This is a genomic window from Pigmentiphaga sp. NML080357 (assembly GCF_002188465.1).
Lineage (GTDB): Bacteria > Pseudomonadota > Gammaproteobacteria > Burkholderiales > Burkholderiaceae_B > Pigmentiphaga.
The window spans coordinates 106,804-132,186 of record NZ_NINW01000025.1; the positions used below are offsets into that span (position 1 = coordinate 106,804).

Genomic DNA, 25,383 nt, shown 5'->3' on the forward strand with positions numbered 1-25,383 from the left:
TCATGAACATCTTGGTGAGAACGCTCTGCTGTGCCGCTTTATCCTTGTGTTTCCTGGGCTCGGCAGCCAGCCGCGCGGAAGTCGTGACCATCAGGGTGGGACATGGCTCCTCGGCCGAGGAGCCTCTCTGGACCATGAAGGCTTCGCCGGCCGTCACGCCCGGGCAGGGCCGGGACTACAAGCTCGAATACACGCTTTTCAGAGGCACCGATAAACGTTTTCAAGCATTCGAGGCGGGCGAGCTGGACGTCGCCACCGGATCGGCGCACAGCGTCATGATGGCCGCGGCCCAGGGCATCAAGTTCAAGATCGTCGCGTCGCTGTCCCGCGAGGGCGGCGCGCAAGGCTTCGCCACCCAGTACATGGTGCTCGACAGCTCGCCCATCAAGACCATCGCCGATCTCAAGGGCAAGACCGTGGGCATCAACGGCGCGCGCTCGTCGGCGGAGATCTGGGCCCGGCTGGCGCTCAAGAAGCACGGACTGAACCCGCAGCGGGACGTCAAGTGGGTGGCCATGCCGTTTCCCAGCCAAGGGGAGGCCGTACGGGCCGGCAAGCTGGACATCGGCGCCTTCCCGCAGCCTTTCGCTGCCTTCGAGGAAAAGCGAGGCGGACTGCGCACCGTCTTCACCTCCACTGACGGCATCGGGCAGCAGGAAGACCTGATGCTGCTCCTGGTCAAAGAGGAATTCGCCGCCAAGCATCCCGCTGCCCTGCGCGCCTTCCTGGCCGACCTGGTCAAGGCCGCCGACTTCTACGTGAATCGCCCGCGCGAAAGCCACCAGCAATTGATCGACGCGAAGTTCGTCAACATTCCGCTGGACGTGTCGCTGGGCATGCGCAAATACCTGCATCCGCTCGACGGCAAGGTCGACATGGACTCCATGCGCAGGATGGTGGCCGAACTGAAGACCTTCGGTTATCTGGACAATCTGGACCCCGCCAAGGTCGTGGACATGAGCTACCTGCCGAAATGAACGCCAGCGCCAGCACTACCGCCTACCTGCAGGCCAGGGGCGTCGGCAAGCGCTTCCTGCGCAACGGCCAGGCCGTGACCGCGCTGGAGGATTTCGACCTGTCCATCGCCGAGGGCGAATTCGTCAGCATCGTCGGGCCCTCGGGCTGCGGCAAGAGCACCTTCCTGCACATGGTGGGCGGGTTCGAGCCGCGCACCAGCGGCACGATCAGCCTGGCCGGGCGCCCGGTCTCGGAGCCGGGGCCCGACCGGGGCATGCTGTTCCAGGACTATGCGCTCTTTCCCTGGCGCACCGTGCTGGGCAACGTGGCCTGGTCGCTGGAAGTGCAGGGCCTGCCCAAGGCGCGGCGCCTGGAGATCGCGCGCAAGTACATCGCCATGGTCGGGCTCGCCAGGTTCGAGAATGCCTATCCGGGCGAGCTGTCCGGCGGCATGCGGCAGCGCGTGGCGCTGGCGCGCACGCTGGCCTACGAACCCAAGATGCTGCTGATGGACGAGCCGTTCGGCGCCCTGGACGCGCAGACGCGCGAACTCATGCAGGAAGAGCTGACCGACATCTGGCAGCAGGACCGCCGCACCGTGCTGTTCGTCACGCACGACATCGAAGAGGCCATCTACCTGAGCGACCGGATCATCGTCTTCACGGCGCGCCCGGGACGCATCAAGGCCGACCTGCGCGTCGAGCTGCCGCGCCCGCGCGACGCCTCCATCCGCAAGTCGCCCGAGTTCATGGACTACCACGCCAGGATCTGGGACATGCTGCGCGACGAGGTCCTGCGCGCCCGGGACGCGTCATGAGCGGCGTGCGGAACGCGACGGCCGCCGGACATCTCCCGCTGCGCTGGCTCGCGGGCTGGACGCTGCCTGTGGCGCTGCTGGTCGCCATGCAACTGGCGGCAGGCCAGCCGGGCGCGCCCCGCTACGTCGTGGCGCCGACCGACATCGCCGCGACGACCTGGGAACTGCTTGCAAGCGGCGAGCTCATCCGCGATGCGATGGCTTCAGGCATGCGTTCCTATAGCGGCTTCTTCATGGGAGCTGCGCTGGGAGTGGCCATCGGCCTCCTCAGCGCGGTGTGGCGGCCGGCTCGCGCCTTCTTCGATCCTCTCGTCTCCACCCTGTATCCCGTGCCCAAGGTCGCGCTGCTGCCCGTCATCATCACCTGGCTGGGTTTCGGCGACGTCTCGAAGATCGCGCTCATCACACTGGCCGTGTTCTTTCCCACCTTCATCAATACCTTGTATGGCGCGCGCGCCACGCCCGTGTCGCTGATCTGGGCCGCGCGCAACATGGGCGCGGGCGGCGCCTGCGTCTTCCGGCGCGTCATCTTCCCGGCCGCGCTGCCGCAGATCTTCACGGGCCTGCGCTCCGGCCTCGCGCTCTCGTTCATCGTGTTGTTCGCCGCCGAGATGGTAGGGTCACACGACGGCCTGGGCGACATGGTGGTCCGCGCCGAGGAAGCCATGCGCTACGACTGGATGTACGCGGCCATCCTGGCCATCGGCCTGATGGGTTTCGTCAGCGACCGCATCCTGCTGGCCATCCGGCGGCGCCTGCTGGCGGACAAGTATCCCGGGGAGGCTCGTCATGCTTGAGCATTCGCGCGCCTTCGCCCGGCAGCTCATGGCGCCGCTGTACCCGCTGGCCGTCCTGGCGGCGGCCTGGGAACTATTGTCCCGCTCGGGATGGGTATCGCCCCGGCTCATGCCTTCGATCGCCAAGGTGGGGCGGGCCTTCATGGAAGGGCTGGCCAACGGCGACCTCGTCTATCACGCGTCCATCTCGTTCACGCGCGCCCTGAGCGGCTTTGGCCTGGCCATCGTCATCGGCGTGCTGCTCGGGGTTTTCATGGCGCGCAGCCGCTGGTTCGAATGGATGGTGGAACCCATCTTCTCGTTCGGCTACCCGGTTCCCAAGATCGCGTTGTACCCGGTCTTCATCCTGCTGCTGGGCTTCGGCTCGCCGTCGAAGATCGCGCTGATCGCGCTGGAGTGCACCTTCCCCATCGCGGTCAACACCTATTTCGGCATCCGCGCCGTGGCGCCGCGCCTGGTCTGGAGCGCCCGCAACATGGGGGCGGGGAACGTGCGCGTCTTCCTGCGCGTGCTGCTGCCGGCGGCGCTGCCCGCCATCATGTCGGGCATACGGGTCGCGCTGCCCCTGTCCATGGTGGTCGTGATCATCACCGAAATGATCGGCGACAGCACCGGGCTGGGCTACTACATCGCCTACGCGTCGGCTTCCTTTATGTATGCCGAGTCCTACGCCGGCGTGATCGCCGTGGCGCTGATCGGCTTCACCCTCGACCGCCTGCTCGTTGCGCTGCGCAATCGGGTCATCTTCTGGGAGCCCGACGGCGCGGCCCAGGCCTCCCGACCATCCCATTGAGGTTTCCGCGATGTCACTCGAAGAACAACTGGACCAACTGGCGACGGCCTGCCGCATCCTCGAGATGGAGGGCCACGGCGACATGACGCTGGGCCATCTGTCGCTGCGCGATCCGCAGGGGCGCGGCTTCTGGCTCAAGCGCAACGCCCGCGGCCTGGGCGAGATCCTGTCGGCCCGCGATTTCGTGCTGGTCGGCCATGATGGCGCCAAGCTGGCCGGGGAAGGCGGCCGCCACTCGGAATGGCCCATCCATTCCGAGATCCTGAAGGCGCGTCCCGACGTCCACGTGGTCGCCCACACCCATCCCTTCCACGCCAGCATCCTGTCGTCCTTCGGCACCTCGCTCGCGCCTTTCACGCTGGACGCCGACTATTTCGACGAGCTGCCCTGCCACCGGGACGAAGCGGCGCTGCTCAGGACCGAGGAGGAGGGCGCCGCCCTGGCCCGGACCCTGGGGCCGCATTTCGCGGTGCTGATGGCCAACCACGGCGTCACTTTCTGCGGCACGTCCATCGCCCATGCCGTCTGCGTGGGCGTATTCCTGGAACGCGCCGCGCGCATCCACGTGCTGGGCTCGCAGATGCGGACGGAGGCGACCTTTCCCATGCCGCCCGTGCGACGCCGCCGGCGCGAGCAGATCATGACCCCGATCCACGTCGAGCACTCGTGGAACTATTTCGTCCGCAAGCTCGCGTGGCAGGAAAAGGCGCGCGGCGACGCCGTGCTCTTCGCTTAGGGGAATCCTGGACATGGCCACGCTCGAATCCTTGTATTCGCACCTGACGCCTCGCGACCGCGAGATCATCGAGTTGTCGGGCTACGGCGCCCGCATGGGATTCGGCGAGCGTCCGGCGCTGGTGGTCGTGGACGCCACCTATGGCTTCTGCGGCGACCGGCGCGAACCCATCGTCGACTCCATCCGCCGCTGGCCCAACTCCTGCGGCGAGGCCAGCTGGGACGCCATCGAGCGCATCCGCGCGCTTCTGGCCGCCTTCCGCGCGCAGCGGCGGCCCGTCATCTACACGCGGGGGGCCTACCGGGACGACAAATGGGACATGGGCTCCTGGCTCTGGAAGCACGCCCGGTCGCGGCCGCAGGAGGCGCCGCAGCCCCTGTCCGACCTGCACCATGACGAGATCGTCCGCGAGATCGCGCCGCAGCCCAGCGACCTCGTCATCGGCAAGCAGAAGCCGTCGGCTTTTTTCGCGACGCCGCTGCAGTCCTATCTGACCCTGCTGGGCGCGGATTCGCTGGTCGTGGCGGGCGGCAGCACCTCGGGCTGCGTGCGCGCCACGGTCGTGGACGGCTTCAGCGCCAACTACCGCATCGCCGTCGCCGCCGACGCCTGCTTCGACCGCCTGCAATCCAGCCATGCGATGAGCCTGCTGGACATGCATGCCAAGTACGCGGACGTGCTGGACACGGCGGACATCCTGGCGCATTTCGGCGCGCCGGCCTGACCGGTTCTTCAGTCCAGCGCGATGTTCAGCCGCTTGAGCACCTGCCCGAAGCGCCGGGTCTCGTCGGCCAGTTCTTTCACGTACTCGGCGCGTTCCAGCGCGTAGGGTTCATAGAACATCGCGTCATAGCGCTTCAGGACCTCCGGATCGCGCAATACCTGCGCCACGTCGCGCTGGACCTTGTCGGCGACCGCCACGGGCGTGCCCTTGGGCGCCAGCAGCGCCACGGACCCCGCCAGATCGAAGCCGGCCGGTCCGCCCGATTCGGCGACGGTGGGGACGTCCGGGAAGCCGGCCAGGCGCCGGGGAGCCGATACCGCCAGGTAGCGCACCTTGCCGGCCCGCTGCAGCGGGCCGGCGCTGCCGCCGCTGCCGAAGGCCCAGGTCAGCTCCTTGTTCGCCACCGCCGCATAAAGCTGGCCCATTTCCTTGTAGGGGACGTGCATCATCTCCACCCCTGCTTCCTGCTCCAGCATGGCGCCGCCGATGTGTCCAGGGCTGCCCACGAACCAGGAACCGTAGGTGACCGAGCCCGGCCTGGCGCGCGCCGCCTGGAGCAGGTCGCCCATGCCGCGGAACGGGCTGTCCATGGGCACGACCACGAAGAAATAATTGCGCAGCATGGGCGTGATCGGCTCGAAGTCGCGCATCAGGTCGTAGGGCAGCTTCTTGAACAGATAGGGGTGGGCGCTGGTCTGCGCGTTATCCATCTGGAGCAGGGTATAGCCGTCGGCGGGGCTGCGCTTGACGGCCTCGATCGCGATGAAGCCGTTGCCGCCCGGCTTGTTCTCGACCATCACCGATTGCCCCCATTTCCCGGACAACCGGTCGGCGACCAGGCGCAGCGCGACGTCCGGGCCGCTGCCCACGGGGAAGGTCGAGACTATCCGCACGGGCTTGGCGGGGTAGTCCTGGGCATGGGCGGGAGATGCGCCGCAGAGCGCCAGCGCGATCGCCGCAAGCATGGAATGGATTATTGGCGTTTTCATGATCCGGAGTCCCGAGGGTTGAGCAAGGCCGCCGCGCCGTGGGGGGGGGGGGCGGTCCCGCCACTGTGCCATCGCCGGTTCGGGGTGTGGCGGCGCATAAGCGCTTTCGGGATCGGCAGAAGCATTTTGATGGCCGCCGGGCGAAGCATAAGTTTTTTCGTCCCAGGCAGAAGCGATGCCGGCTGGCGCGGGCGCTGCGCCCGGCCGAGAATGGGGGGAATCATTACCAGGACATAGCGATGAAACTGTTTCCCTCCCTGCAGCTTCCCATGCCGCAAATCGACCTGCAGGAAATCATGGAGCATCTGCGGCACAACGAAGCGCGCCGGACCTATCCGCTGTGGCAGGAGGACGACTGCCTGTGCTTCATCGCGCGCGGCCGCGAATATCGCAGCGAGTTTCACCTGAATCCCAGCCACGAGATGCAGTATTCCTTGAAGGGCGATCTGCACCTGCATTACCGCACGCCGGAAGGCGTGGAGAAGGTGGCCGTGGTGCCCGAGGGGCACTGCCTGTACCAGCCGCCCATGGTGCCGCATTCGCCGCGCTTCCCGCCGGACGCGTTCCAGCTCGTGATCGAGCGCAGGCGCCGCCCGGGCGAGGTGGACCGCTTCCACTGGTTCTGCCCGTCGTGCGACAACCTGCTGCACGAGGAAACCTTCGTCGTCAGCGATTACGGCACGGATCCGGTCTCGCGCGCCTACGACAATTTCTGGGGGTCGCTGGACTTCCGGACCTGCAAGAAGTGCGGCACCATCATGCCGGACCGCTGAGCAGGGGCAGCCATGAGCAATATCCTACGCACGCTGGCCGAAAAAGTGCAGCCGCGGCATACCGCCCTGCTGGTCGTCGACATGCAGAACGATTTCTGCGCCCAGGGCGGCTATCTGCAGCGAACCCGGGCAGAGAGCGGGCGCCATCCCATCCAGGTGGACGAGAACGCGGCCATCGCGGACCGGATCGGCGTGCTGGCCGATGAGGCCAGGCGAGCGGGAGCCACCGTCGCCTGGCTGCGTTCGGTCTACGACTTCAAGTACCTGGCCGACGCCCACGTCGCCATGAGGGACGGCGAGGGCTGCTGCATGGAGGGAAGCTGGGGCGCGGACTTCTTCCGCATCCATCCGCGGGATGGGGACATCGTCGTGGACAAGCATACGTTCAGCGGCTTCCACGAGACCGGCCTGCACGCGCAGTTGCTGGCGCGGGGCATCAGGACGCTCGTGATGACCGGCGTCGCCACCAATGTCTGCGTCGATTCCACGCTTCGGCACGGGTTCTTCCTGGGCTATCACATCGTCGTGGCCGAGGATTGCGTGGGCAGCGGCAATCCGGTGGGGCACGAGGGCACACTGTCGACGGTCAGGGTGAACTTCGGCGAGGTCACGACTTCCGCCGAACTGCTGAGGCTGTTCGGCAGGAACGCCGCGGCCGACGCGCTGCCGGCGCTCTGATGCTGCACACCAAGCACCTGCGTCCCTTCCTGGCCGTCGTGCGCCATGGCAACCTGGCCCGCGCGAGCGAGGAGTTGCGCCGCGCGCAGTCGGCCGTGTCGCGTTCGGTGCAGGAACTGGAGGGCTGGTTCGGCGTCGCGCTGTTCGAGCGCAGCGCGCGCCAGTGGCTGCTGACGGATTTCGGCCAGGCGCTGCACCGGCGGACCAAGCTGGCGTTCGCGGAACTCCAGCAGGCCTGCGACGCCCTGTGCGAGCGCTATCCCGGGTCGGTATCGCGGCTGCGTACCGCGCCGTTCTTCTCCCTGGCGGTGCACGAGCGGCGCCTGGAGCTGCTGTTCGCCTTCACCGAGCGCAAGCACATCAGCACGGCTGCGGCGGCGGTGGGAGTCTCGCAGCCTGCCGCCAGCATGGCGCTGTATGACCTGGAGGCCAGCGTCGGCGTGCCCCTGTTCGACCGGGCGCATGCGGGCGTGGCATTGAACGAGAGCGGCGAGCTGCTGCTGGCGCATGTGAAGCGGGCGCTGGCGCAACTGCGCCTGGCCGGCACCGAGATCTCCGCGCTCAAGGGCGTGATCGAGGGGCTGGTAGTGGTGGGCGCGCTGCCGTTCAGCCGGCCCTACGTGCTGCCCGTGGCGATCGGCCGGGTACTGGCGCGGCACCCGCGCCTCCAGGTGCGGACGCTCGAGGCGCCCCTGGACACGCTGGTGGCCGGGTTGAGGCTCGGCGATGTGGACTTCCTGGTGGGCGCGCTGCCGGTGGAGCCGCTGGAAAACGCGCTGGTGGTCGAGCAGTTGATGCGCGAGCCCATGGTGGTGCTGGCGCGCCGCGATCATCCGCTGGCCGCGGCCGCTGCCCTGGACCTGGCCGACCTGATGGAGGCCGCGTGGGTGCTGCCCCGGCAGGGAACGCCGACGCGCGAGGCCCTGGGAGCTTGTCTGGCGCAGCACGGGCTGCCGGAGCCGCAGGTGGCGGTGGAGTCGTCGGACATTTCCCTGATCCGCGGCCTTCTGCTGGAGACCGACATGGTGTCGGCGGCCTCGCGCCAGCTGTTTCCTCACGAGCTGCGGGCGGGCATCCTGGTCGAGCTGTCGGTGGCGCTGGCGGGCACCGAGCGCTCCATGGGTATCCTGCGCCGCACGCAGGAGCATTCGTCGCCCGGAGCGCAATTGCTGATCGAGGAGATCCGCCAGGTGTGCCGCGACGAATCGGGGGAAGGCAAGCGCGGGACAGCGCCGTGACGGCGGGTACCGCCGCCAGCGCGATCAGGCGTAGGCGTGCCAGCGGATGGTGCGTTCTGCAGCCGTCTTGGGCGCCTTGTCCATGATCATGGCGATCGTCTGCCGCGACAGTTCCTTGCGCCACGCCGCCTCGGCGCTGCGCATGGCCGAGGCGATAGCGCAGGGCCGTCGGCATTCGGCGGGCGGCGCCGCGCCTTCGCCGTTCTGGCGGATCTCGGTGCAGCGGAAGGCGGCCTCCGCGCCTTCGATCGCGTCCACGACTTCCAGCAGCGTGATCTTGGCCGGCGGCCGGGCCAGGCGGAAGCCTCCCTTGGGGCCGGCCGACGACGCCAGGATGCCGGCGCGCGCGAGCGCCTGCAGGGATTTGTTCAGGTAAGCCGCCGGCAGGTTGAACTTGGCTGCCAGCCTGGCCGTCGAGACGACCTCGTCCTGGCCTATCCACCCCAGGGCCACACAGCAGTGCAGGCCCCATTCCACGCCTTCGCTCATCCTCATGTCGAAAATTCCCTTAATGGATAATCCGGACTATACACATCCAGATTGGGATTGGCTAGCGCCCGAAATCGTCCCAGAATTCGCCCATTATCTGGTTATTTTTTATCTAGATTATGGCCGTGTCGGCGTTATGCGGCCCAACAACGACAACGTCCGCGAGGCGGGCGGAAGGAGACATCATGAAAGACGGTTATCGCCGGGCCCGGATGCGGGCGTGGATCGGCGCCTGCCTGGCGCTGGTGCCGCTGGCCTGCGCGCAGGCGGCAGGCCAGGAGAAGCTCAAGATCGGTTTCATGGCGGAGCTCTCGGGCCCGCAAGCCGCGCTGGGGCAGGATATGTACGACGGCTTCATGCTCTACCTTGATCGCAATGGCGGCAAGCTCGGCGGCAGGGAAATCAGCGTGGTCAAGGCCGACAGCCAGCTCAAGCCGGAAGTCGGCGTCCAGCTGGCCGAAAGCCTGACCGGCAGGGACGATGTTCCCATCGTCGTCGGCGTCACGTTCTCCAACGTGATGCTGGCCGTGCATCCGCGCATCACCCAGAAGAAAGTCTTCCTGATCGGCACCAACGCGGGTCCCAGCCAGCTCGCGGGCAAGGGATGTTCTCCCTATTTCTTCAGCACCTCGTGGCAGAACGACCAGCAGGCCGAGGTCGTCGGCCACTATGCGGCGTCCAAGGGCTACAAGCGGGTCGTCACCATGGTGCCCAACTACCAGTCCGGCTTCGACTTCGTCACCGGCTTCAAGCGTTATTACAAGGCGCCCCTGCTCGACGAAATCTATACGCCGCTCAGCCAGCAGGACTTCTCCGCCGAGCTTACCCAGATTGCCGCGAAGAAGCCGGATGCCGTATTCGTGTTCTACCCCGGCGGCCTGGGCGTGAATTTCCTGCGCCAGTATCAGCAGGCCGGATTGCTGGGCAAGATCCCGGTGCTGTCGGCCTCGACCACCGACGCCATCAACCTGCCGGCCCAGCGCGACAGCGCGCTGGGGGTGATCACCGGCACGGCCTGGGGGCCCGACCTGGACAACGAGGCCAATCGGGCCTTCGTCGCCGGCTTCGAGAAGAAGTACGGCCGCATCCCCTCGCACTACGCGGCCCAGAGCTACGACGGCGCGCAACTGCTGGATTCGGCGCTGAAGCAGACCGGCGGCAACGTGGCGGACAAGCAAGCCTTCATGGCGGCGCTGAAGCTGGCGGATTTCCCTTCGGTACGGGGGACGTTCAAGTTCGGCAATAACAACTTCCCCGTCCAGGACATGCATGTCTTCAAGGTGGTGAAGGACGCCCGCGGGCGGGTCACCCTCAAGACCATCGCGACGCCCCTTCCGGCCCACCGCGATGCCTACCATGCCGAATGCCCGATGGACTGACCGCCGCCCGCCATGAATGCTCAACTCATTGCCACCCAGGTGCTGAACGGCCTGCAGCTCGGCATCCTGCTCTTCCTGATGTCGGCCGGCCTGACGCTGGTCTTCGGCATCATGAATTTCGTCAATCTCGCCCATGGCTCGCTCTACATGATCGGGGCCTACCTGGCTGCCGCCATGCTCAATGGGTTCGATTCGTTCGCGCTGGCCCTCGCGCTGGCGGTGCCTGCCACGATACTGGTCGGGCTTGCGGTCGACCGCATCGTGCTGGCCGGCCTGTATACGCGCGACCATCTCGACCAGGTGCTGGCCACCTTCGGCCTGATCCTGATCTTCAATGAACTCGTGCGGTTCGCGTGGGGGTCCGCGCCGGTCTACATCAATGTGCCGCCGGCCCTGGCGGGCACCGTCGAGCTGTTCGGCTTCCCGTATCCCGCCTACCGCTTCGCCATCATCGCCGTCGGACTGGCGGCGGGGCTGCTGCTGTACCTCGTCATCAACCGAACCCGTGCGGGCATGCTGATCCGAGCCGGCGCCGCCGACGCGGAAATGGTGGGGGCCTTGGGGGTGAACATCCGGCTGCTGAACGCGCTGATATTCGGCCTGGGCGCCGGGCTGGCGGGGTTGGCGGGCGTCATGGCCGGTCCCATCCTGTCGGTCCAGCCGGGCATGGGCGAGCCCGTGCTGGTGCTGACCCTGGTGGTGATCGTGACGGGGGGGATCGGATCGATACGCGGGGCGTTCTACGGCGCGCTCATCGTCGGCCTCATCGATACCCTGGGCCGCGCCTTCCTGCCGGCCGTCCTCGATGCGCTGGCGAACAAGGCCCTTGCCCAGGCCGCGGGGCCCGCGATCGCCTCCATGCTCATCTACCTTCTCATGGCGCTGGTCCTGGCCTTGCGCCCCCATGGCCTTTTTCCTGTGAGGGTCGCATGAGCGCGTCCGCCCGGCCGTCCGTAGGACGCGCTCCCTCCCTTGGGGAGGATGTCGCGCAGCGACAGGAGGGCCGTTCAGTTAGCGCGTCCGCCCGGCCGTCCGTAGGACGCGCTCCCTCCCTTGGGGAGGATGTCGCGCAGCGACAGGAGGGCCGTTCAGTTAGCGCGTCCGCCCGGCCGTCCGGCTTTGCCAAGCTTGTGCCGTCCCTGGACACGCCGGCAACCGCCGGCTCCGGCAGGCGGGCCGCACTGCGGCGCGCGCTGCCGGCGGCCGCGGTGTTCCTCGCGCTGTGCCTGGTGCCGGCTGTCGCGTATTGGATCGGCCAGCCGTTCTGGCTAGGCCTGGTCGCGCGCATCATGATCCTCGGCCTGGCCGCCGCGGGGCTGAACCTGGTGCTGGGATACGGCGGCATGGTGAGCCTGGGCCATGCCATGTACCTGGGTATCGGCGCCTATTCAGTGGGCATTCTGTCGGCGCATGGCGTCGAGGCCGGCGCGGCGCACCTGGCGGTGGCGCTGGCCATCGGCGGGGCGGTGGCCGTGGCGGTCGGCTTCGTCTGCCTGAAGACGAGCGGCATGGCATTCATCATGATCACGCTGGCGTTCGCGCAGATGTTCTATTTCCTGGCGGTCAGCCTGAAACAGTACGGGGGCGACGATGGGCTGACCATCGCCATGCACAGCCGGATACCCGGCCTGGACCTGGAGAATCCCTACCAGTTCTACCTGCTGGTGCTGGGCGTGCTGGCGGTGGTGTGCGGGCTGTCGCATCGGCTCGTCCACTCGCGCTTCGGCATGGTGCTGCGCGGCAGCAGGCAGAACCCGCGCCGCATGCTCGCCCTGGGTTTTCCGACCTTTCGCTATCGCCTGGCCGCCTATGTGCTGTCGGCGCAGATCGTGGTGGTCGCCGGGTTCCTGCTGGCCAATCTCGCGCGGTTCGCCTCGCCTTCGTACATGAGCTGGACCCTGTCAGGCGACCTGGTGCTGATGTGCGTGCTGGGCGGCATGGGGACCTTGCTCGGGCCGATCGTCGGCGCGGCGGCTTTCGTGCTGCTCGAGGAGTTCCTGTCGGGCATGCCCCTCGACCTGCCCCCGGCGGTGGCCGATCTGGTGCGCACCCATTGGCTGGGCTTCTTCGGGGCGTTCGTCGTGGCGGTGGTTCTCTTTGCCCGGCGTGGTCTTTATGGGGCCTTGACGGCCGGGGGGAAGGCCGATGACTGACATCCTGTACGCGAGCGGACTGGTCAAGCGCTACGGCGCCCTGGTGGTGACGGACGGCCTCGACCTGACGCTGAGATCCGGGGAGCTGCATGCCGTGATCGGCCCCAACGGGGCGGGCAAGACCACGCTCATCCACCAGCTGGCCGGGGAGATCGCGCCGGACGCCGGCGCCATCGTGTTGAAGGGGCGGGACATCACCCGCGCACCGGTCCACCGGCGAGCGCTCGCGGGCCTGGGGCGTTCCTACCAGATCACCTCGGTGTTCCGCGAGTTCTCCGTGCTCGAGAACGTGATGCTGGCCGTGCAGGCCCGGCAGGGGCACAGTTTCCGGTTCTGGCGTCCCGCCGGCCGCGATGCGGGGCTGGCGAAGCCGGCGCGCGAGGCGCTCGAGCGGGTGCGGCTGGGACATGCCGCGCAGCGGCGCACTGGAACGCTGGCCCACGGCGAGATGCGGCAGTTGGAGATCGCCATGGCCTTGGCCATGCGACCCGAAGTCCTGCTGCTGGACGAACCGATGGCGGGCATGAGCCGGCAGGAGTCGGCCGGCCTGGTCGAGTTGCTGGCCGAGCTGAAGGGCCTCTATAGCATCGTGCTGGTCGAGCATGACATGGACGCCGTTTTTGCGCTGGCCGACCGCATTACCGTGTTGTCGTACGGCCGGGCCATCGCCTGCGGCACGCCGGCGGCGATACGTTGCGACGAGGCCGTGCGCACCGCCTATTTGGGAGAAGGGAATGACTGAGTTGAGCGGGCCGGACGCGGGGAGGGCGGAACCGCTGCTGTGCTTGCGCCGCGTCGAGACGGCATATGGCACGAGCCAGGCGTTGTTCGGGGTCGATCTCGACATCCATGCCGGCGAATGTGTCGCCCTGCTCGGCCGCAACGGGATGGGCAAGTCGACCACGGTAAAGACCATCATGGGCCTGCTGCGCCTGCGGGGCGGCGACGTCCGATGGCGCGGCCGCAGCCTGCGGCAGTTCGGCGCGCACCAGATCGCGCGGGCCGGCCTGGGGTTGGTGCCCGAGGGGCGGCGCGTCTTTCCGAACCTCTCCGTACGCGAGAACCTGCTCGCCACGGCGCGCGGGCCGTCGCGGCGGGGGCCGTGCTGGTCGCTGGACGACATCTACGGAATGTTTCCCCGGCTGCGCGAGCGCGAACAGAACCTGGGCTGCCACCTTTCCGGCGGAGAGCAGCAGATGCTGGCCATCGGCCGCGCACTGATGACGAATCCGGAGCTGCTGATCCTGGACGAAGCCACCGAAGGGCTGGCCCCGCTGGTGCGGGGAGACATCTGGCGCTGCATCGAGCTGCTCAAGCGGCGGGGGCTCGCGCTGCTCGTGATCGACAAGAACCTGGGACCGCTGCTGCGGGTGGCGGACCGTCATTACATCCTGGAGAAGGGAATGGTGGTCTGGCGGGGCACATCGCAGGCCCTGCAGGCCCGTCCCGAGCTGGTGCGCGACTACATCGGCATGTAGCGGCGCCGACCCATTCCCGTTATTTTCAAAGCGAAGGAGCTATCTAGATGAAACGGATCGTCGTATTGGGCGGAGGCTTCGCCGGGCTGTGGAGCGCGATAGGCGCCGCCAGGAAGCTGGACGAGCACGGCATCGGCCAGGACGCCGTCCGCGTGACCCTGGTCGACCAGAACGATTTCCACAGCATCCGCGTCCGCAATTATGAAGAGGAGCTGGATGCCACGGTCGTCCCGTTCGCGCAGGTACTCGATCCGATAGGGGTCGAGCACCTGCGCGGCGTGGTCGCCGGCATCGATACCGAGCGCCGCGCCGTCAGCGTGCGCACGGCCGCCGGTGTCCAGGAGCTTCGCTACGACCGCCTGGTCCATGCGCTGGGCAGCCGGCTGCAGCGGCCGTCCATTCCCGGCCTGGCCGAGCATTCCTTCGATATCGACACCTACCATGGCGCCAAGCGGCTCGACGCGCACCTGCACGCGCTGGCGCGGGACGGCCGGGAGCCGGACCGGTTGCGCGTGCTGGTCGTGGGGGCCGGCCTGACCGGCATCGAACTGGCGACCGAGCTGCCCGGCCGGTTGGCGAAAATGGCCGCCCAGGCGTCCGACCGTCCAACGCCCCGGGTCATCCTGGCCGACGCCAGCCCGCTCATCGGCCCGGACATGGGCGACGAGGCGCGGGCCGTCATCGTCGAGGCGCTGGCGGCGCTGGGCGTGGACACGCGCACGGGCGTGGCCATTGAATCGGTGGACCCGCGCGGCGTGACGCTGGCCGGCGGGGAGAGGATGGCGGCGGCGACCGTGGTCTGGTGCGCCGGCATGCGGGCCAACGAACTGGGTGAGGCGTTCCCCGCCGCCAGGGACCGGCTCGGCCGCCTGGAAGTGGACGAGTTCATGCGCGTACGGGGGCTGCCCCACGTGTTCGCCGCCGGCGATGCCGCCCGCGCGGTGCTGGACGGCGAGCATGCCTCGGTCATGTCCTGCCAGCACGGCCGCCCCATGGGCCGCTACGCCGGTCACAACGCCGCGGCCGACCTGATCGGCCAATCGATGCTGCCCCTGCGCATCGACTGGTACGTGACCGTGCTGGACCTGGGCGGCTGGGGCGCGGTCTATACCGGCGGCTGGGACCGCCGGGTCATATCGACCCGGGAAGCGGCCAAGGCGACCAAGCGGACCATCAACCGCCTGCGCATCTATCCGCCCCTTTCCGGCGACCGGGCGGAAATCCTCGCCGCCGCGGCGCCGCAGGTGCAGGAACCGCCGGAAGTGCGCCGGTTGGCGGGAGCCGCCGACGGACGCTAGCGGATCGACACCCGATGCATGGTCCGCGGCGCGGGATAGTAGTCGTTGACCGCGTAGTGCTGGGTGGCGAGGTTGTCCCATACCGCGACCGAGCCCTTGCGCCAGCTGAACCGGACCTGCCATTCGGGCACGCGGGCCAGGCCCGCGAGGAAGGCCAGCATGTGGGCCCCGTCGTCGTGGCCCATCTGGTTGATGCGCGTGGTGTACAGGCTGTTGACGAACACCACGCGCCTGCCCGTGACGGGGTGCGTGAAGAAGACCGGCTGGTCCACCGGCGGATAGCGGCGGCGCATGGCATGGTACTTCTCGTCGCCGTCGGGCTGGTTCCTGAGGTTGTGCACCAGGGCCGGCGCTTCCCAATGGTGGACGGCCGTCATGTCGGCCAGGTAGCGCCGCAGTCCTTCGTCCAGCGAGTCGTGCGCCGCGGTCATGCTCGCCCACATGGTGTCGCCGCCCACTTCGGGCACGTCCACCGCGTACAGGCAGGCGGCCACCGGCGGCCGGGGCTGCCAGGTCAGGTCCGCGTGCCAGATGTCGGTCCCGGTTTCCCTGCCGCGGGTCACCAGCATTTCCACGTACGGATTGGCCGGGTGCGACGGGAAGGTGGAAGATACCGGCTCGACGTTGCCGAACACGCGCGCGAAAAACACCTGGGCGTCGGGCGAGAGCCGCTGGTCGCGGAAGAAAATGACCTGGCGCTCGGCCAGCAGGTCGCGCAAAGGACCGGCGTGGCGGGTTACCTCGGCGGCATCGGCGAGATCGATGCCGAGGACTTCCGACCCGATGGCCGGGGTAAGGGGGCGGGTATGCATGGTGTCTCCGGACGGATGAAGAGGCGCGGGCGGGCAGGCGCTATCGGTCGCCGCCCACGAAGCGGTCGGTATAGAAGTCGTCCAGCGGCGCGCGCTTGGCCAGCAGCCCCTCCTTGATGTAGAAGTCCTGCAGCCTGGCCAGCAGCGCGGCGTCCATCTTGCCGGGCACCGCCTGGCCCGGATAGACGTCGCGGGCATAGGCGCCGATGATCTGCGCCACATATTCCCGCTTGTCCTTGTAGGCCGGCACGGCCTCGATGAAGTCGCCGACCGCGGCATCGGGGTCGCGCATGATGTCGCGCATGGCCCGCAGCGTGGCGCTGACCACCTTTCTTACCAGCTCGGGACGTTCGCGTATGGTTGCGTCCGAGGCGACGATGGCCTGGGGCAGGCCGGGGAAGACTTCGTCGCCATAGAACACGCGTATCCTGGCCCCGGCATTGACGGCGGCGAGCGCCCAGTCCGGGGTGGCGACCATGGCGTCGGCTTCGCGCGTGGCGAACAGCTTCCAGACGCCGGTGGGGCCCGCGGCCTGGATGTTGACGGCTTTCTTGTCTAGGCCGTAATGCTTGAGCATGCCCAGGAAACTGTAATAGATCGAATCGGTGTAAGAACCCACCGTGACCGTCTTGCCGCGCAGGTCGGCCGGGGTCTTGATGCGGGCGTCATCGGCATGGACGACGACCTGCATCAGCGAATGGCCGCCCAGCACCGCCACGACCTTGATGGGAATGCCGTTCGGGCGCAGGAAGAGTGGCGCATCGCCGACCGAGCTCCCGGCCAGCGCCGTGCCAGCGCCTACCTGCTTGGCCACCTGTACGCCGCCCCCGTTGGCCGCCATCAGGTTGACCTTCAGTCCCTGCTCCTGGAAGTACCCCCGGGACTGGGCGAGTATCCAGGGCGCGAAGCCCGGCAGCGTCGGCGGCGCCGGCGTCAGGACGGTGATTTCCTCGAGCGCGGTCGCGGCCTGGGCGGCGGCTCCGGCCAGGACCGAACAACAGGCCAGCGATCCCGCGAGCCGCTTCAGTAGGTGGGGCAAGGACATGGCACGGACTCCTTCGTGTGGACGGCGTTGGGGCGGGGAAGTCAGGCGCGGGCGGCGGACCGGACGGCCGGTGCGGCGGCGCGTTCGGCTTCGATCAGCCGGGCGAGGATGCGGCGCGCCTTGGCAGGCGCCAGGTCCGGGCTCAGGTACACCGGGCGCAGCGAGGCGATGTCCACGCCGGGTCCGATGTTCTCCTGCTGAGCCTCGATCATCGGCTCGTCTTCGTCGGCGAAGGCACGCTCGGTGGTGGCCTGTATCCAGTTCGTCAGCTCGACGTCGTCCACGGCGCGATTGCGGATGGCCGCCCAGAAGTAATGCGTGCGCGTGGCGGTTTCCGGGGTCAGCAGGTGCAGGAACGACAACGTGACCCCGTCGCGCGGTTCGCCTCCGGGTTCGGTGGCGCCGATGTCCAGGAACAGGGTGCCGGGCGCGTGCCAGCGCATGCGCGACCGGGCGTCGCCGATGACATGGATTCTGCCCCAGCACCGGGTCAGGAGCGGGCTGACGGTGCAATTGGGTTTCCAGCGGTTCGAATGCACCACTCCGTCCGTTTCGATGACTTCGTGGCGGGTATTGCCGATGGCGCCGCCCGTGGTGAAGGCCGGGTGCAAGTAGTCGACGTGGCTGAGATCGAGCAGGTTGTCGATGATCAACTGGTAGTGGGCCCGGATGCCCAGGTAGCCATGCTGGACGCGCCAGCCTTCGCCGCGGTCGAACGGGGACAGGTCCGGCAGCAGGCGGGGATCGGCCCGTGCCGGGTCGCCGGGCCAGATCCAGATGAAGCCGTAGCGCGCCAGCAGCGGATAGGCGCGGATGCCGGCATGGGCCGGGATCTGCGGGCCGTGCGGATTGTGCACGCAATTGCCCTGGGCGTCGTAGCGCAAGCCGTGATAGCCGCATTGCAACTGATCACCGTGCAGGGCGCCCCGCGACAACGGGGCGAAGCGGTGGGCGCAGCGGTCGGCCAGGGCCGCCGGGCTGCCGTCCTCCCGCCGGAAGAGCACGACGGGTTCGTCCAGGATGATCCTGCGCCGCAAGCTCCGGGTGACGTCGGATTCGGCGGCCGCTGCATACCAGGCGTTGCGCAAATATTCCAAGGCATTCTCCGGGGGAGAGCGTTGTCCCTGAGTTTAATTACCATAAGTGGTAATTAAGCTCAGGATAAGGGGGGTGGCGTGGAGCGTCAACGTGCGCGGGGGAGGGGGAACCCTGAGGCGGCTCTAGTCCGGGGCGGCCGGCCGGATCTGGTCTTCCAGCATCCGGGCGACGAAATCCACGTAGGCTTTTACCCTGGCCTCGGCCTCGGGGCCGGCGCCGAAGAGGGTATGCAGCAGCGGCTGGGCCGTCGCCATGAAGGCGGGCACGCCGATGAGGATCAGGTGCACGAAACGCGGATCGACGGCCGGCGGCTGGCCTTCGGGGAACAGCATCGCGGTAATCTCGAGTCCGCGCTCGGTGACGCGCTGCAGGGGCGTGGGCGCGGCGGGATCGGCGTCGGCGCTGCGCGGGGCATGGTAGATCTCGGCCAGCGCCAGCCGCTCGAAATGGGGATGCTGCCGCATGAACTCCAGACGCAGCGTCAACCGGGTCTTCAATTGCTCGCGCAGCGAGCCCTGCTGGCGCAGCGCGAGCTCCATGCGGTCCTGCAACTGGCGCATCAGGTGTTCGGTGACTTCGTGCAGCAGACCCCTGAGGTCGCCGAAGTAATAGCGCACCAGCGCCCGGTTCACGCCCGCCTCGGCGGCGATCTCCAGGATGGTGAGCTCCTCCGGCGTCCGGCGTTTCAGGAGCTCGACCGTGCATTCGATGATCCGGTCCCGGCCCACCGACTGGCTGTCGACCGGCCGGCCTGCCCCACGCGGCCGGCCGGGCGGAGCGTCTTTTCTGGTTCGAGGCATGTGCGCGGGCGGCATCGTGGCGGGAGAGTCGGAGACGTGCCATTCTAGGGCCTGCCCGGGGCTCCTTTCGGGGTGAACAGGCCTTGCTCCCTTCCCGGAGACCTATACTGTGTGCGCCACGGTACGGGGAGTGTGCCATTCGTTGACAGTCTCGCTTTCTCCAAGCTATTATGGCAAGCTCTCTGGAGTCGGCTCGCCCGGGCCGCGCGTTCTTTGATGCGCAGAACTGCAACATCCGGCTGGTATAAGTGCCCGGGTGTCCCGCAAATCCTGCCTTTCTCAAGAGCCGCGTCGCGGCGTTCCTCCCCCAGCAGGTGATTTCATGCCGCACGATCGTGCGGCCCGTGCATGTTCCTCTTCCGGTCTTCCCGGCGGCGGCTTCCTGCGCGAGGCCGTGCCGGGCGGCTGTTGTAGGCGTCTGGGCCTTGTGACGTAGGCCGCAGACCAAACCCAAAGACCCCAAAAGGTTACGGAAGAGGGCTTATGCCAACTATCAGCCAACTCGTGCGCAAGCCGCGCGAATCCAGCCACGCCAAGAGCAAGTCGCCTGCTCTTGAAAGCAGCCCGCAGCGTCGCGGCGTCTGCACCCGCGTGTACACCACCACCCCCAAGAAGCCGAACTCGGCGCTGCGGAAGGTCGCCAAGGTGCGCCTGACCAACGGCTACGAGGTCATCTCGTACATCGGCGGCGAAGGCCACAACCTGCAAGAGCACTCGGTCGTGCTCGTGCGCGGCGGCCGGGTGAAGGATCTCCCGGGCGTGCGCTACCACATCGTCCGCGGTTCGCTCGACCTGCAAGGCGTGAAGGATCGCAAGCAGGCGCGTTCGAAGTACGGCGCCAAGCGTCCCAAGAAGGCCTGATCGATCCGGCCTCGCAGCAACACCGTCCCGTCGCCGTGTCCTGGTTCGCAGGGCAGGCGCGAGTAAGGGGCCCGTCAGGGCGCAAGCTCTCTAGACCGGCCACGGCCGCGGGCGCAAGCCGGCGGTTCAACTGAAGACATAGGAAGTAGAAATGCCTCGTCGTCGCGAAGTACCCAAGCGTGAAATCCTGCCCGATCCCAAGTTCGGCAGCGTGGAACTCGCCAAATTCATGACCGTCGTCATGCTCTCCGGCAAGAAGGCCGTTGCAGAGCGCATCGTTTACGGCGCCCTCGAACAGATCCAGACCAAGACCGGCAAAGACCCCCTCGAGGTGTTCGGTCAGGCGATCGGCAACGTCAAGCCCATCGTCGAGGTCAAGAGCCGCCGCGTGGGCGGCGCCAACTACCAAGTGCCGGTTGAAGTGCGCCCCGTGCGCCGCCTGGCCCTGGCAATGCGTTGGGTTCGCGAGGCCGCCAAGAAGCGTGGCGAGAAGTCCATGGACCTGCGCCTGGCGGGCGAACTGATGGACGCTTCCGAAGGCCGGGGCGGCGCCGTCAAGAAGCGCGACGACACCCACAAGATGGCCGAGGCCAACAAGGCGTTCAGCCACTTCCGCTGGTAAGCACAGCACCCTTTGTTTTTCAATGGCCCGCGGCCGATCGTCGCGGGCCGACAGTCCAGTCACCAAGGAAATCCGATCATGGCCCGCAAGACCCCGATCGAGCGCTACCGCAACATCGGCATCTCTGCGCACATCGACGCAGGGAAGACCACCACCACCGAACGTATCCTGTTCTATACGGGCGTCAACCACAAGCTCGGCGAAGTGCACGACGGCGCTGCGACGATGGACTGGATGGAGCAGGAGCAGGAGCGCGGCATCACGATCACCTCGGCTGCCACGACCTGCTTCTGGAAGGGCATGGCCGGCAACTATCCCGAGCATCGCTTCAACATCATCGACACCCCGGGGCACGTGGACTTCACCATCGAGGTGGAGCGCTCGATGCGCGTGCTCGACGGCGCGTGCATGGTGTATTGCGCGGTGGGCGGCGTCCAGCCCCAGTCCGAAACCGTCTGGCGCCAGGCCAACAAGTACGGCGTGCCCCGCCTGGCCTTCGTCAACAAGATGGACCGCACCGGCGCGAACTTCTTCAAGGTGTACGAGCAGATGCGCCTGCGCCTGAAGGCCAACCCCGTGCCGCTGCAAGTGCCCATCGGTGCCGAGGACTCGTTCAGGGGCGTGGTCGACCTGATCAAGATGAAGGCCATCCTGTGGGATGACGCCAGCCAGGGCACCAAGTTCGAGTACGGCGACATCCCCGCCGAACTGGTGGACACCTGCACCGAATGGCGCGAGAAGCTGGTCGAGGCGGCCGCCGAGTCGTCCGAGGACCTCATGAACAAGTACCTCGAGTCGGGCGAGCTGACCGAGGACGAGATCAAGGCCGCCCTGCGCCAGCGCACCATCGCCGGCGAGATCCAGCCGATGCTGTGCGGTTCCGCGTTCAAGAACAAGGGCGTGCAGGCCATGCTCGACGCCGTCATCGACTTCCTGCCCTCGCCGGTCGACATCCCGCCGGTCGAAGGCACCGACGACAACGACCAGCCGGTGGTCCGCAAGGCCGACGACAAGGAGAAGTTCTCCGCCCTGGCGTTCAAGCTGATGACCGACCCGTTCGTCGGCCAGCTGACCTTCATCCGCGTCTATTCGGGCGTCCTGAGCTCGGGCGACACCGTCTACAACGCGATCAAGGGCAAGAAGGAGCGCATCGGCCGTCTGCTGCAGATGCACGCCAACCAGCGCGACGAGATCAAGGAAGTGCTGGCGGGCGACATCGCCGCCGCGGTGGGCCTGAAGGAAGTCACCACGGGCGAAACCCTGTGCGACCCCGAAGCCATCGTGACGCTGGAAAAGATGGAGTTCCCCGAGCCCGTGATCGCGCAGGCCGTCGAACCCAAGACCAAGGCCGACCAGGAAAAGATGGGCATCGCCCTGAACCGCCTGGCCGCCGAGGATCCGTCGTTCCGCGTCCGCACCGACGAGGAGTCGGGCCAGACCATCATCTCCGGGATGGGCGAGCTCCACCTCGAGATCATCGTCGACCGCATGAAGCGCGAATTCGGCGTGGAAGCCAACGTGGGCAAGCCCCAGGTGGCCTACCGCGAAACCATCCGCAAGACCTGCGAGGAGTCCGAAGGCAAGTTCGTCAAGCAGTCGGGCGGCCGCGGCCAGTACGGTCACGTCGTGCTCAAGATCGAACCGCTGGAGCCCGGTGGCGGCTTCGAGTTCGTCGACGCGATCAAGGGTGGCGTGGTGCCCCGCGAATTCATCCCGGCCGTGGAAAAGGGTTGTATCGAAACCCTGTCGGCTGGCGTGATGGCCGGCTACCCCGTCGTCGACGTCAAGGTCACGCTGTTCTTCGGTTCGTACCACGACGTGGACTCGAACGAAAACGCGTTCAAGATGGCGGCTTCGATGGCATTCAAGGATGGCATGCGCAAGGCCAACCCCGTGCTGCTCGAACCCATGATGGCCGTGGAAGTCGAGACCCCCGAGGACTACGCCGGTACCGTGATGGGCGACCTGTCCTCGCGTCGCGGCATGGTCCAGGGCATGGACGACATGGTCGGCGGCGGCAAGATCATCAAGGCCGAGGTTCCGCTGGCCGAGATGTTCGGCTACTCCACCGCGCTGCGTTCCGCGACCCAGGGCCGCGCCACGTACACGATGGAATTCAAGCATTACGCGGAAGCGCCGAAGAACGTCGCCGACGCAATCATCACGGCCCGCGCCAAGTAAGGCGGCAGGGCAGAGTATTCGTTTAACCTCCAGGTAACTGCAGGAAGAGAGAACATGGCAAAAGGCAAGTTTGAGCGTACCAAGCCGCACGTGAACGTGGGCACGATCGGTCACGTTGACCACGGCAAGACGACGTTGACGGCGGCGATCACGACGGTTCTGTCGAACAAGTTCGGCGGAGAAGCCAAGGCGTACGACCAGATCGACGCGGCGCCGGAAGAGAAGGCGCGCGGGATCACGATCAACACGGCGCACGTGGAGTACGAGACGGAGACGCGTCACTACGCGCACGTTGACTGCCCGGGCCACGCGGACTACGTGAAGAACATGATCACGGGTGCGGCGCAGATGGACGGCGCGATCCTGGTGGTGTCGGCCGCCGACGGCCCGATGCCGCAGACGCGCGAGCACATTCTGCTGTCGCGGCAGGTAGGCGTGCCGTACATCATCGTGTTCCTGAACAAGGCGGACCTGGTGGATGACGCCGAGCTGCTGGAACTGGTGGAGATGGAAGTTCGCGAGCTGCTGTCGAAGTACGACTTCCCGGGCGACGATACGCCGATCGTCAAGGGTTCGGCGCGTCTGGCGCTCGAGGGCGACAAGGGCGAGCTGGGCGAGCAGGCGATTCTGCAGCTGGCGGCGGCGCTCGATTCGTACATCCCGACGCCTGAGCGTGCGGTGGACGGTGCGTTCCTGATGCCGGTGGAAGACGTGTTCTCGATCTCGGGTCGCGGCACGGTGGTGACGGGTCGTATCGAGCGGGGCGTGATCAAGGTCGGCGAGGAAATCGAAATCGTCGGGATCAAGGACACGGCCAAGACGACGTGCACGGGCGTGGAGATGTTCCGCAAGCTGCTGGACCAGGGTCAGGCGGGCGACAACGTGGGTATCCTGCTGCGCGGCACCAAGCGCGAGGACGTCGAGCGTGGCCAGGTTCTGGCCAAGCCGGGTTCGATCACGCCGCACACGGACTTCACGGCCGAGGTGTACGTGCTGTCCAAGGAAGAGGGCGGCCGCCACACGCCGTTCTTCAACGGCTATCGTCCGCAGTTCTACTTCCGTACGACGGACGTGACGGGCACGATCGAGCTGCCGAAGGACAAGGAAATGGTGCTGCCGGGCGACAACGTGTCGATCACGGTCAAGCTGCTGGCGCCGATCGCGATGGAAGAAGGCCTGCGCTTCGCCATCCGTGAAGGTGGCCGCACGGTCGGCGCCGGCGTCGTCGCCAAGATCATTGCTTGAGGTAGACCCCCCCGTACGCGCTGACGCGCGCCCCCCAGGGGGCGAAACCAGCGGACCGGCAGAGCCGGATCCGCGGTTTCCTGGATCAGGAAGCGGCAGTGCAGGGGAGTGGTTGTAGTGCCAGCAGTGTTGACTACTACTCGAGGCGAGGTTCCCTCGCCTCATCGCTCTTTAGGACAGTTTCATGAAAAAGCAGAAGATTCGCATCCGCCTCAAGGCGTTCGATTACAAGCTCATCGACCAGTCGGCCGCTGAGATCGTCGAGACCGCCAAGCGCACGGGTGCCGTGGTTCGTGGTCCGGTTCCCCTGCCGACCCGTATCCGCCGCTACGATCTGCTGCGTTCGCCGCACGTCAACAAGACGTCGCGCGACCAGTTCGAGATCCGCACCCATCAGCGCCTGATGGATATCGTGGATCCCACCGACAAGACCGTGGACGCCCTGATGCGCCTGGACCTGCCGGCCGGCGTGGATGTGGAAATCGCTTTGCAATAACGTAGTATTTGCGCCCGGCGCTTGAAAAGGCGGTCGGGCGCGGGCTATACTAGCCGGCTAGCCCGTGGGGTTTGCCTGCGGGCGTCTTTTGCGTTTGTCCCGGGGATATTGCCGGGCGCGCGAATCCGCTCTACCTGTCGAGTTTGGCGCGGTGCCTTCTTGGGCGCCGCTGTCTCGGCGCAGCGCTCAGGCGCGACGCCATTTTTAGCCCCGGCCAATCGCAGTCGGGAATGGAGAAAACGATGTCGACCCAATCGACGGCCTCCACGCCAGCCGCATTCCGGCTCGGCCTGGTGGGTCGCAAGGTTGGCATGACCCGCATTTTCACGGACGATGGCGAGTCCATCCCCGTGACCGTGCTGGACGTGTCGAACAACCGTGTGACCCAGGTCAAATCCCCGCAAACGGACGGCTACGCCGCCGTTCAGGTCACGTTCGGTACGCGCCGTGCTTCGCGCGTCACCAAGCCCCTCACCGGCCACTTCGCGAAAGCTGGCGTGGAAGCGGGCAGCGTGCTCAAAGAATTCCGCCTTGATCCGGCCAAAGCGGCCGAGTTCGCTCCGGGCGCAGTCATTGCCGTGGAATCCGTGTTCTCGGTCGGCCAGAAGGTCGACGTGACGGGCACCACCATCGGTAAGGGCTTCTCGGGCGCGATCAAGCGTCACAACTTCTCGTCGAACCGCGCTTCGCACGGTAACTCGGTGTCGCACAACTCGGCCGGCTCCATCGGTATGGCGCAGGACCCGGGCCGCGTGTTCCCCGGCAAGAAAATGGCCGGGCACTATGGCGACGTCACCCGCACCGTGCAGAACCTCGACGTGATCCGCGTGGACGCCGAGCGCGGCCTGCTGCTGGTCCGTGGCGCCGTCCCGGGCCATGCCGGCGCGAACATCGTCGTTCGTCCCGCTGTGAAAGGAGCCTGAA

The 25,383-nt window shown here is 67.1% G+C and carries 27 protein-coding genes; 21 read left to right on the forward strand and 6 right to left on the reverse strand.

What is annotated here, in order from left to right; genetic code table 11:
- Positions 1-134 precede the first annotated feature (134 nt).
- Genes CDO44_RS09410 through CDO44_RS09435 form a run of 6 tightly spaced genes read left to right on the forward strand, consistent with a single transcriptional unit; the run spans position 135 to position 4,824 of the window.
- Positions 135-977 carry an ABC transporter substrate-binding protein gene (locus CDO44_RS09410; protein WP_158213245.1) on the forward strand — a complete coding sequence of 281 codons (843 nt, stop codon included), beginning with the start codon at positions 135-137 and terminating at the stop codon, positions 975-977.
- On the forward strand, positions 974-1,774 hold the full coding sequence (locus tag CDO44_RS09415; protein ID WP_087779973.1) for an ABC transporter ATP-binding protein: 801 nt from the start codon (positions 974-976) through the stop codon (positions 1,772-1,774). Before CDO44_RS09410 ends, CDO44_RS09415 begins: the two co-directional genes overlap by 4 nt.
- The gene (locus tag CDO44_RS09420) at positions 1,771-2,571 is read left to right on the forward strand and encodes an ABC transporter permease (RefSeq protein ID WP_087779974.1); all 801 of its coding nucleotides are present in this window, start codon (positions 1,771-1,773) and stop codon (positions 2,569-2,571) included. Before CDO44_RS09415 ends, CDO44_RS09420 begins: the two co-directional genes overlap by 4 nt.
- Entirely contained in the window at positions 2,564-3,364 is an 801-nt protein-coding gene (locus CDO44_RS09425) for an ABC transporter permease (RefSeq protein WP_087779975.1), read from the forward strand. Before CDO44_RS09420 ends, CDO44_RS09425 begins: the two co-directional genes overlap by 8 nt.
- Before the next feature lie 10 nt (positions 3,365-3,374).
- The gene (locus tag CDO44_RS09430; RefSeq protein ID WP_087779976.1) at positions 3,375-4,100 is read left to right on the forward strand and encodes a class II aldolase/adducin family protein; all 726 of its coding nucleotides are present in this window, start codon (positions 3,375-3,377) and stop codon (positions 4,098-4,100) included.
- A gap of 13 nt (positions 4,101-4,113) precedes the next feature.
- Entirely contained in the window at positions 4,114-4,824 is a 711-nt protein-coding gene (locus CDO44_RS09435) for an isochorismatase family protein (protein WP_087779977.1), read from the forward strand.
- An 8-nt stretch (positions 4,825-4,832) separates the two neighbouring features.
- Here CDO44_RS09435 and CDO44_RS09440 read toward each other — a convergent pair whose 3' ends face one another.
- Positions 4,833-5,813, reverse strand: coding sequence for a tripartite tricarboxylate transporter substrate binding protein (locus CDO44_RS09440; RefSeq protein ID WP_087779978.1), 981 nt, complete (start codon positions 5,811-5,813; stop codon positions 4,833-4,835).
- Between the two features lie 239 nt (positions 5,814-6,052).
- Between CDO44_RS09440 and CDO44_RS09445 the strand changes: the two genes are divergently transcribed.
- Genes CDO44_RS09445 through CDO44_RS09455 form a run of 3 tightly spaced genes read left to right on the forward strand, consistent with a single transcriptional unit; the run spans position 6,053 to position 8,502 of the window.
- Complete coding sequence (locus CDO44_RS09445; RefSeq protein ID WP_233146102.1) at positions 6,053-6,586, forward strand: 3-hydroxybutyryl-CoA dehydratase; 534 nt, start codon at positions 6,053-6,055, stop codon at positions 6,584-6,586.
- Positions 6,587-6,598: 12 nt separating this feature from the next.
- Entirely contained in the window at positions 6,599-7,264 is a 666-nt protein-coding gene (locus CDO44_RS09450; protein WP_087779979.1) for a cysteine hydrolase family protein, read from the forward strand.
- Positions 7,264-8,502 carry a LysR substrate-binding domain-containing protein gene (locus CDO44_RS09455; protein WP_087779980.1) on the forward strand — a complete coding sequence of 413 codons (1,239 nt, stop codon included), beginning with the start codon at positions 7,264-7,266 and terminating at the stop codon, positions 8,500-8,502. The genes CDO44_RS09450 and CDO44_RS09455 overlap by 1 nt, the downstream gene beginning before the upstream one ends.
- A 24-nt stretch (positions 8,503-8,526) precedes the next feature.
- Here the strand turns inward: CDO44_RS09455 and CDO44_RS09460 are convergent, their stop codons facing one another.
- Positions 8,527-8,997 carry an Rrf2 family transcriptional regulator gene (locus CDO44_RS09460; RefSeq protein WP_087779981.1) on the reverse strand — a complete coding sequence of 157 codons (471 nt, stop codon included), beginning with the start codon at positions 8,995-8,997 and terminating at the stop codon, positions 8,527-8,529.
- 179 nt (positions 8,998-9,176) lie between these two features.
- Between CDO44_RS09460 and CDO44_RS09465 the strand changes: the two genes are divergently transcribed.
- The 6 genes from CDO44_RS09465 to CDO44_RS09490 all read left to right on the forward strand — a co-directional run bounded on the left by CDO44_RS09465 (position 9,177) and on the right by CDO44_RS09490 (position 15,299).
- Entirely contained in the window at positions 9,177-10,370 is a 1,194-nt protein-coding gene (locus tag CDO44_RS09465; protein WP_233146103.1) for an ABC transporter substrate-binding protein, read from the forward strand.
- Positions 10,371-10,382: 12 nt separating this feature from the next.
- Positions 10,383-11,303 carry a branched-chain amino acid ABC transporter permease gene (locus CDO44_RS09470; RefSeq protein WP_087779982.1) on the forward strand — a complete coding sequence of 307 codons (921 nt, stop codon included), beginning with the start codon at positions 10,383-10,385 and terminating at the stop codon, positions 11,301-11,303.
- A gap of 197 nt (positions 11,304-11,500) precedes the next feature.
- Entirely contained in the window at positions 11,501-12,523 is a 1,023-nt protein-coding gene (locus CDO44_RS09475) for a branched-chain amino acid ABC transporter permease (RefSeq protein WP_233146104.1), read from the forward strand.
- Complete coding sequence (locus tag CDO44_RS09480) at positions 12,516-13,265, forward strand: ABC transporter ATP-binding protein (RefSeq protein ID WP_087779984.1); 750 nt, start codon at positions 12,516-12,518, stop codon at positions 13,263-13,265. Before CDO44_RS09475 ends, CDO44_RS09480 begins: the two co-directional genes overlap by 8 nt.
- On the forward strand, positions 13,258-14,001 hold the full coding sequence (locus CDO44_RS09485) for an ABC transporter ATP-binding protein (RefSeq protein ID WP_087779985.1): 744 nt from the start codon (positions 13,258-13,260) through the stop codon (positions 13,999-14,001). The genes CDO44_RS09480 and CDO44_RS09485 overlap by 8 nt, the downstream gene beginning before the upstream one ends.
- Positions 14,002-14,048: 47 nt before the next feature.
- Positions 14,049-15,299 carry an NAD(P)/FAD-dependent oxidoreductase gene (locus CDO44_RS09490; protein ID WP_087779986.1) on the forward strand — a complete coding sequence of 417 codons (1,251 nt, stop codon included), beginning with the start codon at positions 14,049-14,051 and terminating at the stop codon, positions 15,297-15,299.
- Here CDO44_RS09490 and CDO44_RS09495 read toward each other — a convergent pair.
- From CDO44_RS09495 to CDO44_RS09510, 4 genes are all read right to left on the reverse strand, one after another.
- Complete coding sequence (locus tag CDO44_RS09495) at positions 15,296-16,111, reverse strand: TauD/TfdA family dioxygenase (protein ID WP_087779987.1); 816 nt, start codon at positions 16,109-16,111, stop codon at positions 15,296-15,298. The two genes, CDO44_RS09490 and CDO44_RS09495, sit on opposite strands and share 4 nt — an antisense overlap.
- A 40-nt stretch (positions 16,112-16,151) precedes the next feature.
- Entirely contained in the window at positions 16,152-17,156 is a 1,005-nt protein-coding gene (locus tag CDO44_RS27595) for an ABC transporter substrate-binding protein (RefSeq protein WP_158213246.1), read from the reverse strand.
- 41 nt (positions 17,157-17,197) lie between these two features.
- Positions 17,198-18,253 (reverse strand): aromatic ring-hydroxylating dioxygenase subunit alpha, encoded by a 1,056-nt coding sequence (locus tag CDO44_RS09505; RefSeq protein WP_087779989.1) that lies wholly within the window; start codon positions 18,251-18,253, stop codon positions 17,198-17,200.
- Between the two features lie 123 nt (positions 18,254-18,376).
- A complete protein-coding gene (locus CDO44_RS09510) occupies positions 18,377-19,054 on the reverse strand; it encodes a TetR/AcrR family transcriptional regulator (protein ID WP_233146105.1) in 678 nt (225 codons plus the stop codon).
- 483 nt (positions 19,055-19,537) lie between these two features.
- Here CDO44_RS09510 and rpsL point away from each other — a divergent pair, with 483 nt between their 5' ends.
- The 6 genes from rpsL to rplC all read left to right on the forward strand — a co-directional run bounded on the left by rpsL (position 19,538) and on the right by rplC (position 25,382).
- Positions 19,538-19,915: a 30S ribosomal protein S12 gene (rpsL, locus tag CDO44_RS09515; protein ID WP_087779991.1), complete on the forward strand. Its 378-nt coding sequence runs from the start codon at positions 19,538-19,540 to the stop codon at positions 19,913-19,915.
- Positions 19,916-20,066: 151 nt separating this feature from the next.
- Entirely contained in the window at positions 20,067-20,537 is a 471-nt protein-coding gene (rpsG, locus tag CDO44_RS09520; RefSeq protein ID WP_087779992.1) for a 30S ribosomal protein S7, read from the forward strand.
- A 78-nt stretch (positions 20,538-20,615) separates the two neighbouring features.
- Positions 20,616-22,718: an elongation factor G gene (fusA, locus tag CDO44_RS09525; RefSeq protein WP_087779993.1), complete on the forward strand. Its 2,103-nt coding sequence runs from the start codon at positions 20,616-20,618 to the stop codon at positions 22,716-22,718.
- A gap of 54 nt (positions 22,719-22,772) precedes the next feature.
- Positions 22,773-23,963, forward strand: coding sequence for an elongation factor Tu (tuf, locus tag CDO44_RS09530; protein ID WP_087779939.1), 1,191 nt, complete (start codon positions 22,773-22,775; stop codon positions 23,961-23,963).
- Between the two features lie 184 nt (positions 23,964-24,147).
- Entirely contained in the window at positions 24,148-24,459 is a 312-nt protein-coding gene (gene rpsJ, locus CDO44_RS09535; protein ID WP_087779994.1) for a 30S ribosomal protein S10, read from the forward strand.
- Positions 24,460-24,689: 230 nt separating this feature from the next.
- Positions 24,690-25,382, forward strand: coding sequence for a 50S ribosomal protein L3 (gene rplC, locus CDO44_RS09540; RefSeq protein WP_087779995.1), 693 nt, complete (start codon positions 24,690-24,692; stop codon positions 25,380-25,382).
- The last annotated feature ends 1 nt before the right edge of the window (position 25,383 follow it).

Coding starts and splice junctions, on each gene's coding strand:
- CDO44_RS09410 (WP_158213245.1), top strand. CDS start 135: ATGAAGGCTTCGCCGGCCGTCACGCCCGGGCAGGGCCGGGACTACAAG.
- CDO44_RS09415 (WP_087779973.1), top strand. CDS start 974: ATGAACGCCAGCGCCAGCACTACCGCCTACCTGCAGGCCAGGGGCGTC.
- CDO44_RS09420 (WP_087779974.1), top strand. CDS start 1,771: ATGAGCGGCGTGCGGAACGCGACGGCCGCCGGACATCTCCCGCTGCGC.
- CDO44_RS09425 (WP_087779975.1), top strand. CDS start 2,564: ATGCTTGAGCATTCGCGCGCCTTCGCCCGGCAGCTCATGGCGCCGCTG.
- CDO44_RS09430 (WP_087779976.1), top strand. CDS start 3,375: ATGTCACTCGAAGAACAACTGGACCAACTGGCGACGGCCTGCCGCATC.
- CDO44_RS09435 (WP_087779977.1), top strand. CDS start 4,114: ATGGCCACGCTCGAATCCTTGTATTCGCACCTGACGCCTCGCGACCGC.
- CDO44_RS09440 (WP_087779978.1), bottom strand. CDS start 5,813: ATGAAAACGCCAATAATCCATTCCATGCTTGCGGCGATCGCGCTGGCG.
- CDO44_RS09445 (WP_233146102.1), top strand. CDS start 6,053: ATGAAACTGTTTCCCTCCCTGCAGCTTCCCATGCCGCAAATCGACCTG.
- CDO44_RS09450 (WP_087779979.1), top strand. CDS start 6,599: ATGAGCAATATCCTACGCACGCTGGCCGAAAAAGTGCAGCCGCGGCAT.
- CDO44_RS09455 (WP_087779980.1), top strand. CDS start 7,264: ATGCTGCACACCAAGCACCTGCGTCCCTTCCTGGCCGTCGTGCGCCAT.
- CDO44_RS09460 (WP_087779981.1), bottom strand. CDS start 8,997: ATGAGGATGAGCGAAGGCGTGGAATGGGGCCTGCACTGCTGTGTGGCC.
- CDO44_RS09465 (WP_233146103.1), top strand. CDS start 9,177: ATGAAAGACGGTTATCGCCGGGCCCGGATGCGGGCGTGGATCGGCGCC.
- CDO44_RS09470 (WP_087779982.1), top strand. CDS start 10,383: ATGAATGCTCAACTCATTGCCACCCAGGTGCTGAACGGCCTGCAGCTC.
- CDO44_RS09480 (WP_087779984.1), top strand. CDS start 12,516: ATGACTGACATCCTGTACGCGAGCGGACTGGTCAAGCGCTACGGCGCC.
- CDO44_RS09485 (WP_087779985.1), top strand. CDS start 13,258: ATGACTGAGTTGAGCGGGCCGGACGCGGGGAGGGCGGAACCGCTGCTG.
- CDO44_RS09490 (WP_087779986.1), top strand. CDS start 14,049: ATGAAACGGATCGTCGTATTGGGCGGAGGCTTCGCCGGGCTGTGGAGC.
- CDO44_RS09495 (WP_087779987.1), bottom strand. CDS start 16,111: ATGCATACCCGCCCCCTTACCCCGGCCATCGGGTCGGAAGTCCTCGGC.
- CDO44_RS27595 (WP_158213246.1), bottom strand. CDS start 17,156: ATGTCCTTGCCCCACCTACTGAAGCGGCTCGCGGGATCGCTGGCCTGT.
- CDO44_RS09510 (WP_233146105.1), bottom strand. CDS start 19,054: ATGCCTCGAACCAGAAAAGACGCTCCGCCCGGCCGGCCGCGTGGGGCA.
- rpsL (WP_087779991.1), top strand. CDS start 19,538: ATGCCAACTATCAGCCAACTCGTGCGCAAGCCGCGCGAATCCAGCCAC.
- rpsG (WP_087779992.1), top strand. CDS start 20,067: ATGCCTCGTCGTCGCGAAGTACCCAAGCGTGAAATCCTGCCCGATCCC.
- fusA (WP_087779993.1), top strand. CDS start 20,616: ATGGCCCGCAAGACCCCGATCGAGCGCTACCGCAACATCGGCATCTCT.
- tuf (WP_087779939.1), top strand. CDS start 22,773: ATGGCAAAAGGCAAGTTTGAGCGTACCAAGCCGCACGTGAACGTGGGC.
- rpsJ (WP_087779994.1), top strand. CDS start 24,148: ATGAAAAAGCAGAAGATTCGCATCCGCCTCAAGGCGTTCGATTACAAG.
- rplC (WP_087779995.1), top strand. CDS start 24,690: ATGGAGAAAACGATGTCGACCCAATCGACGGCCTCCACGCCAGCCGCA.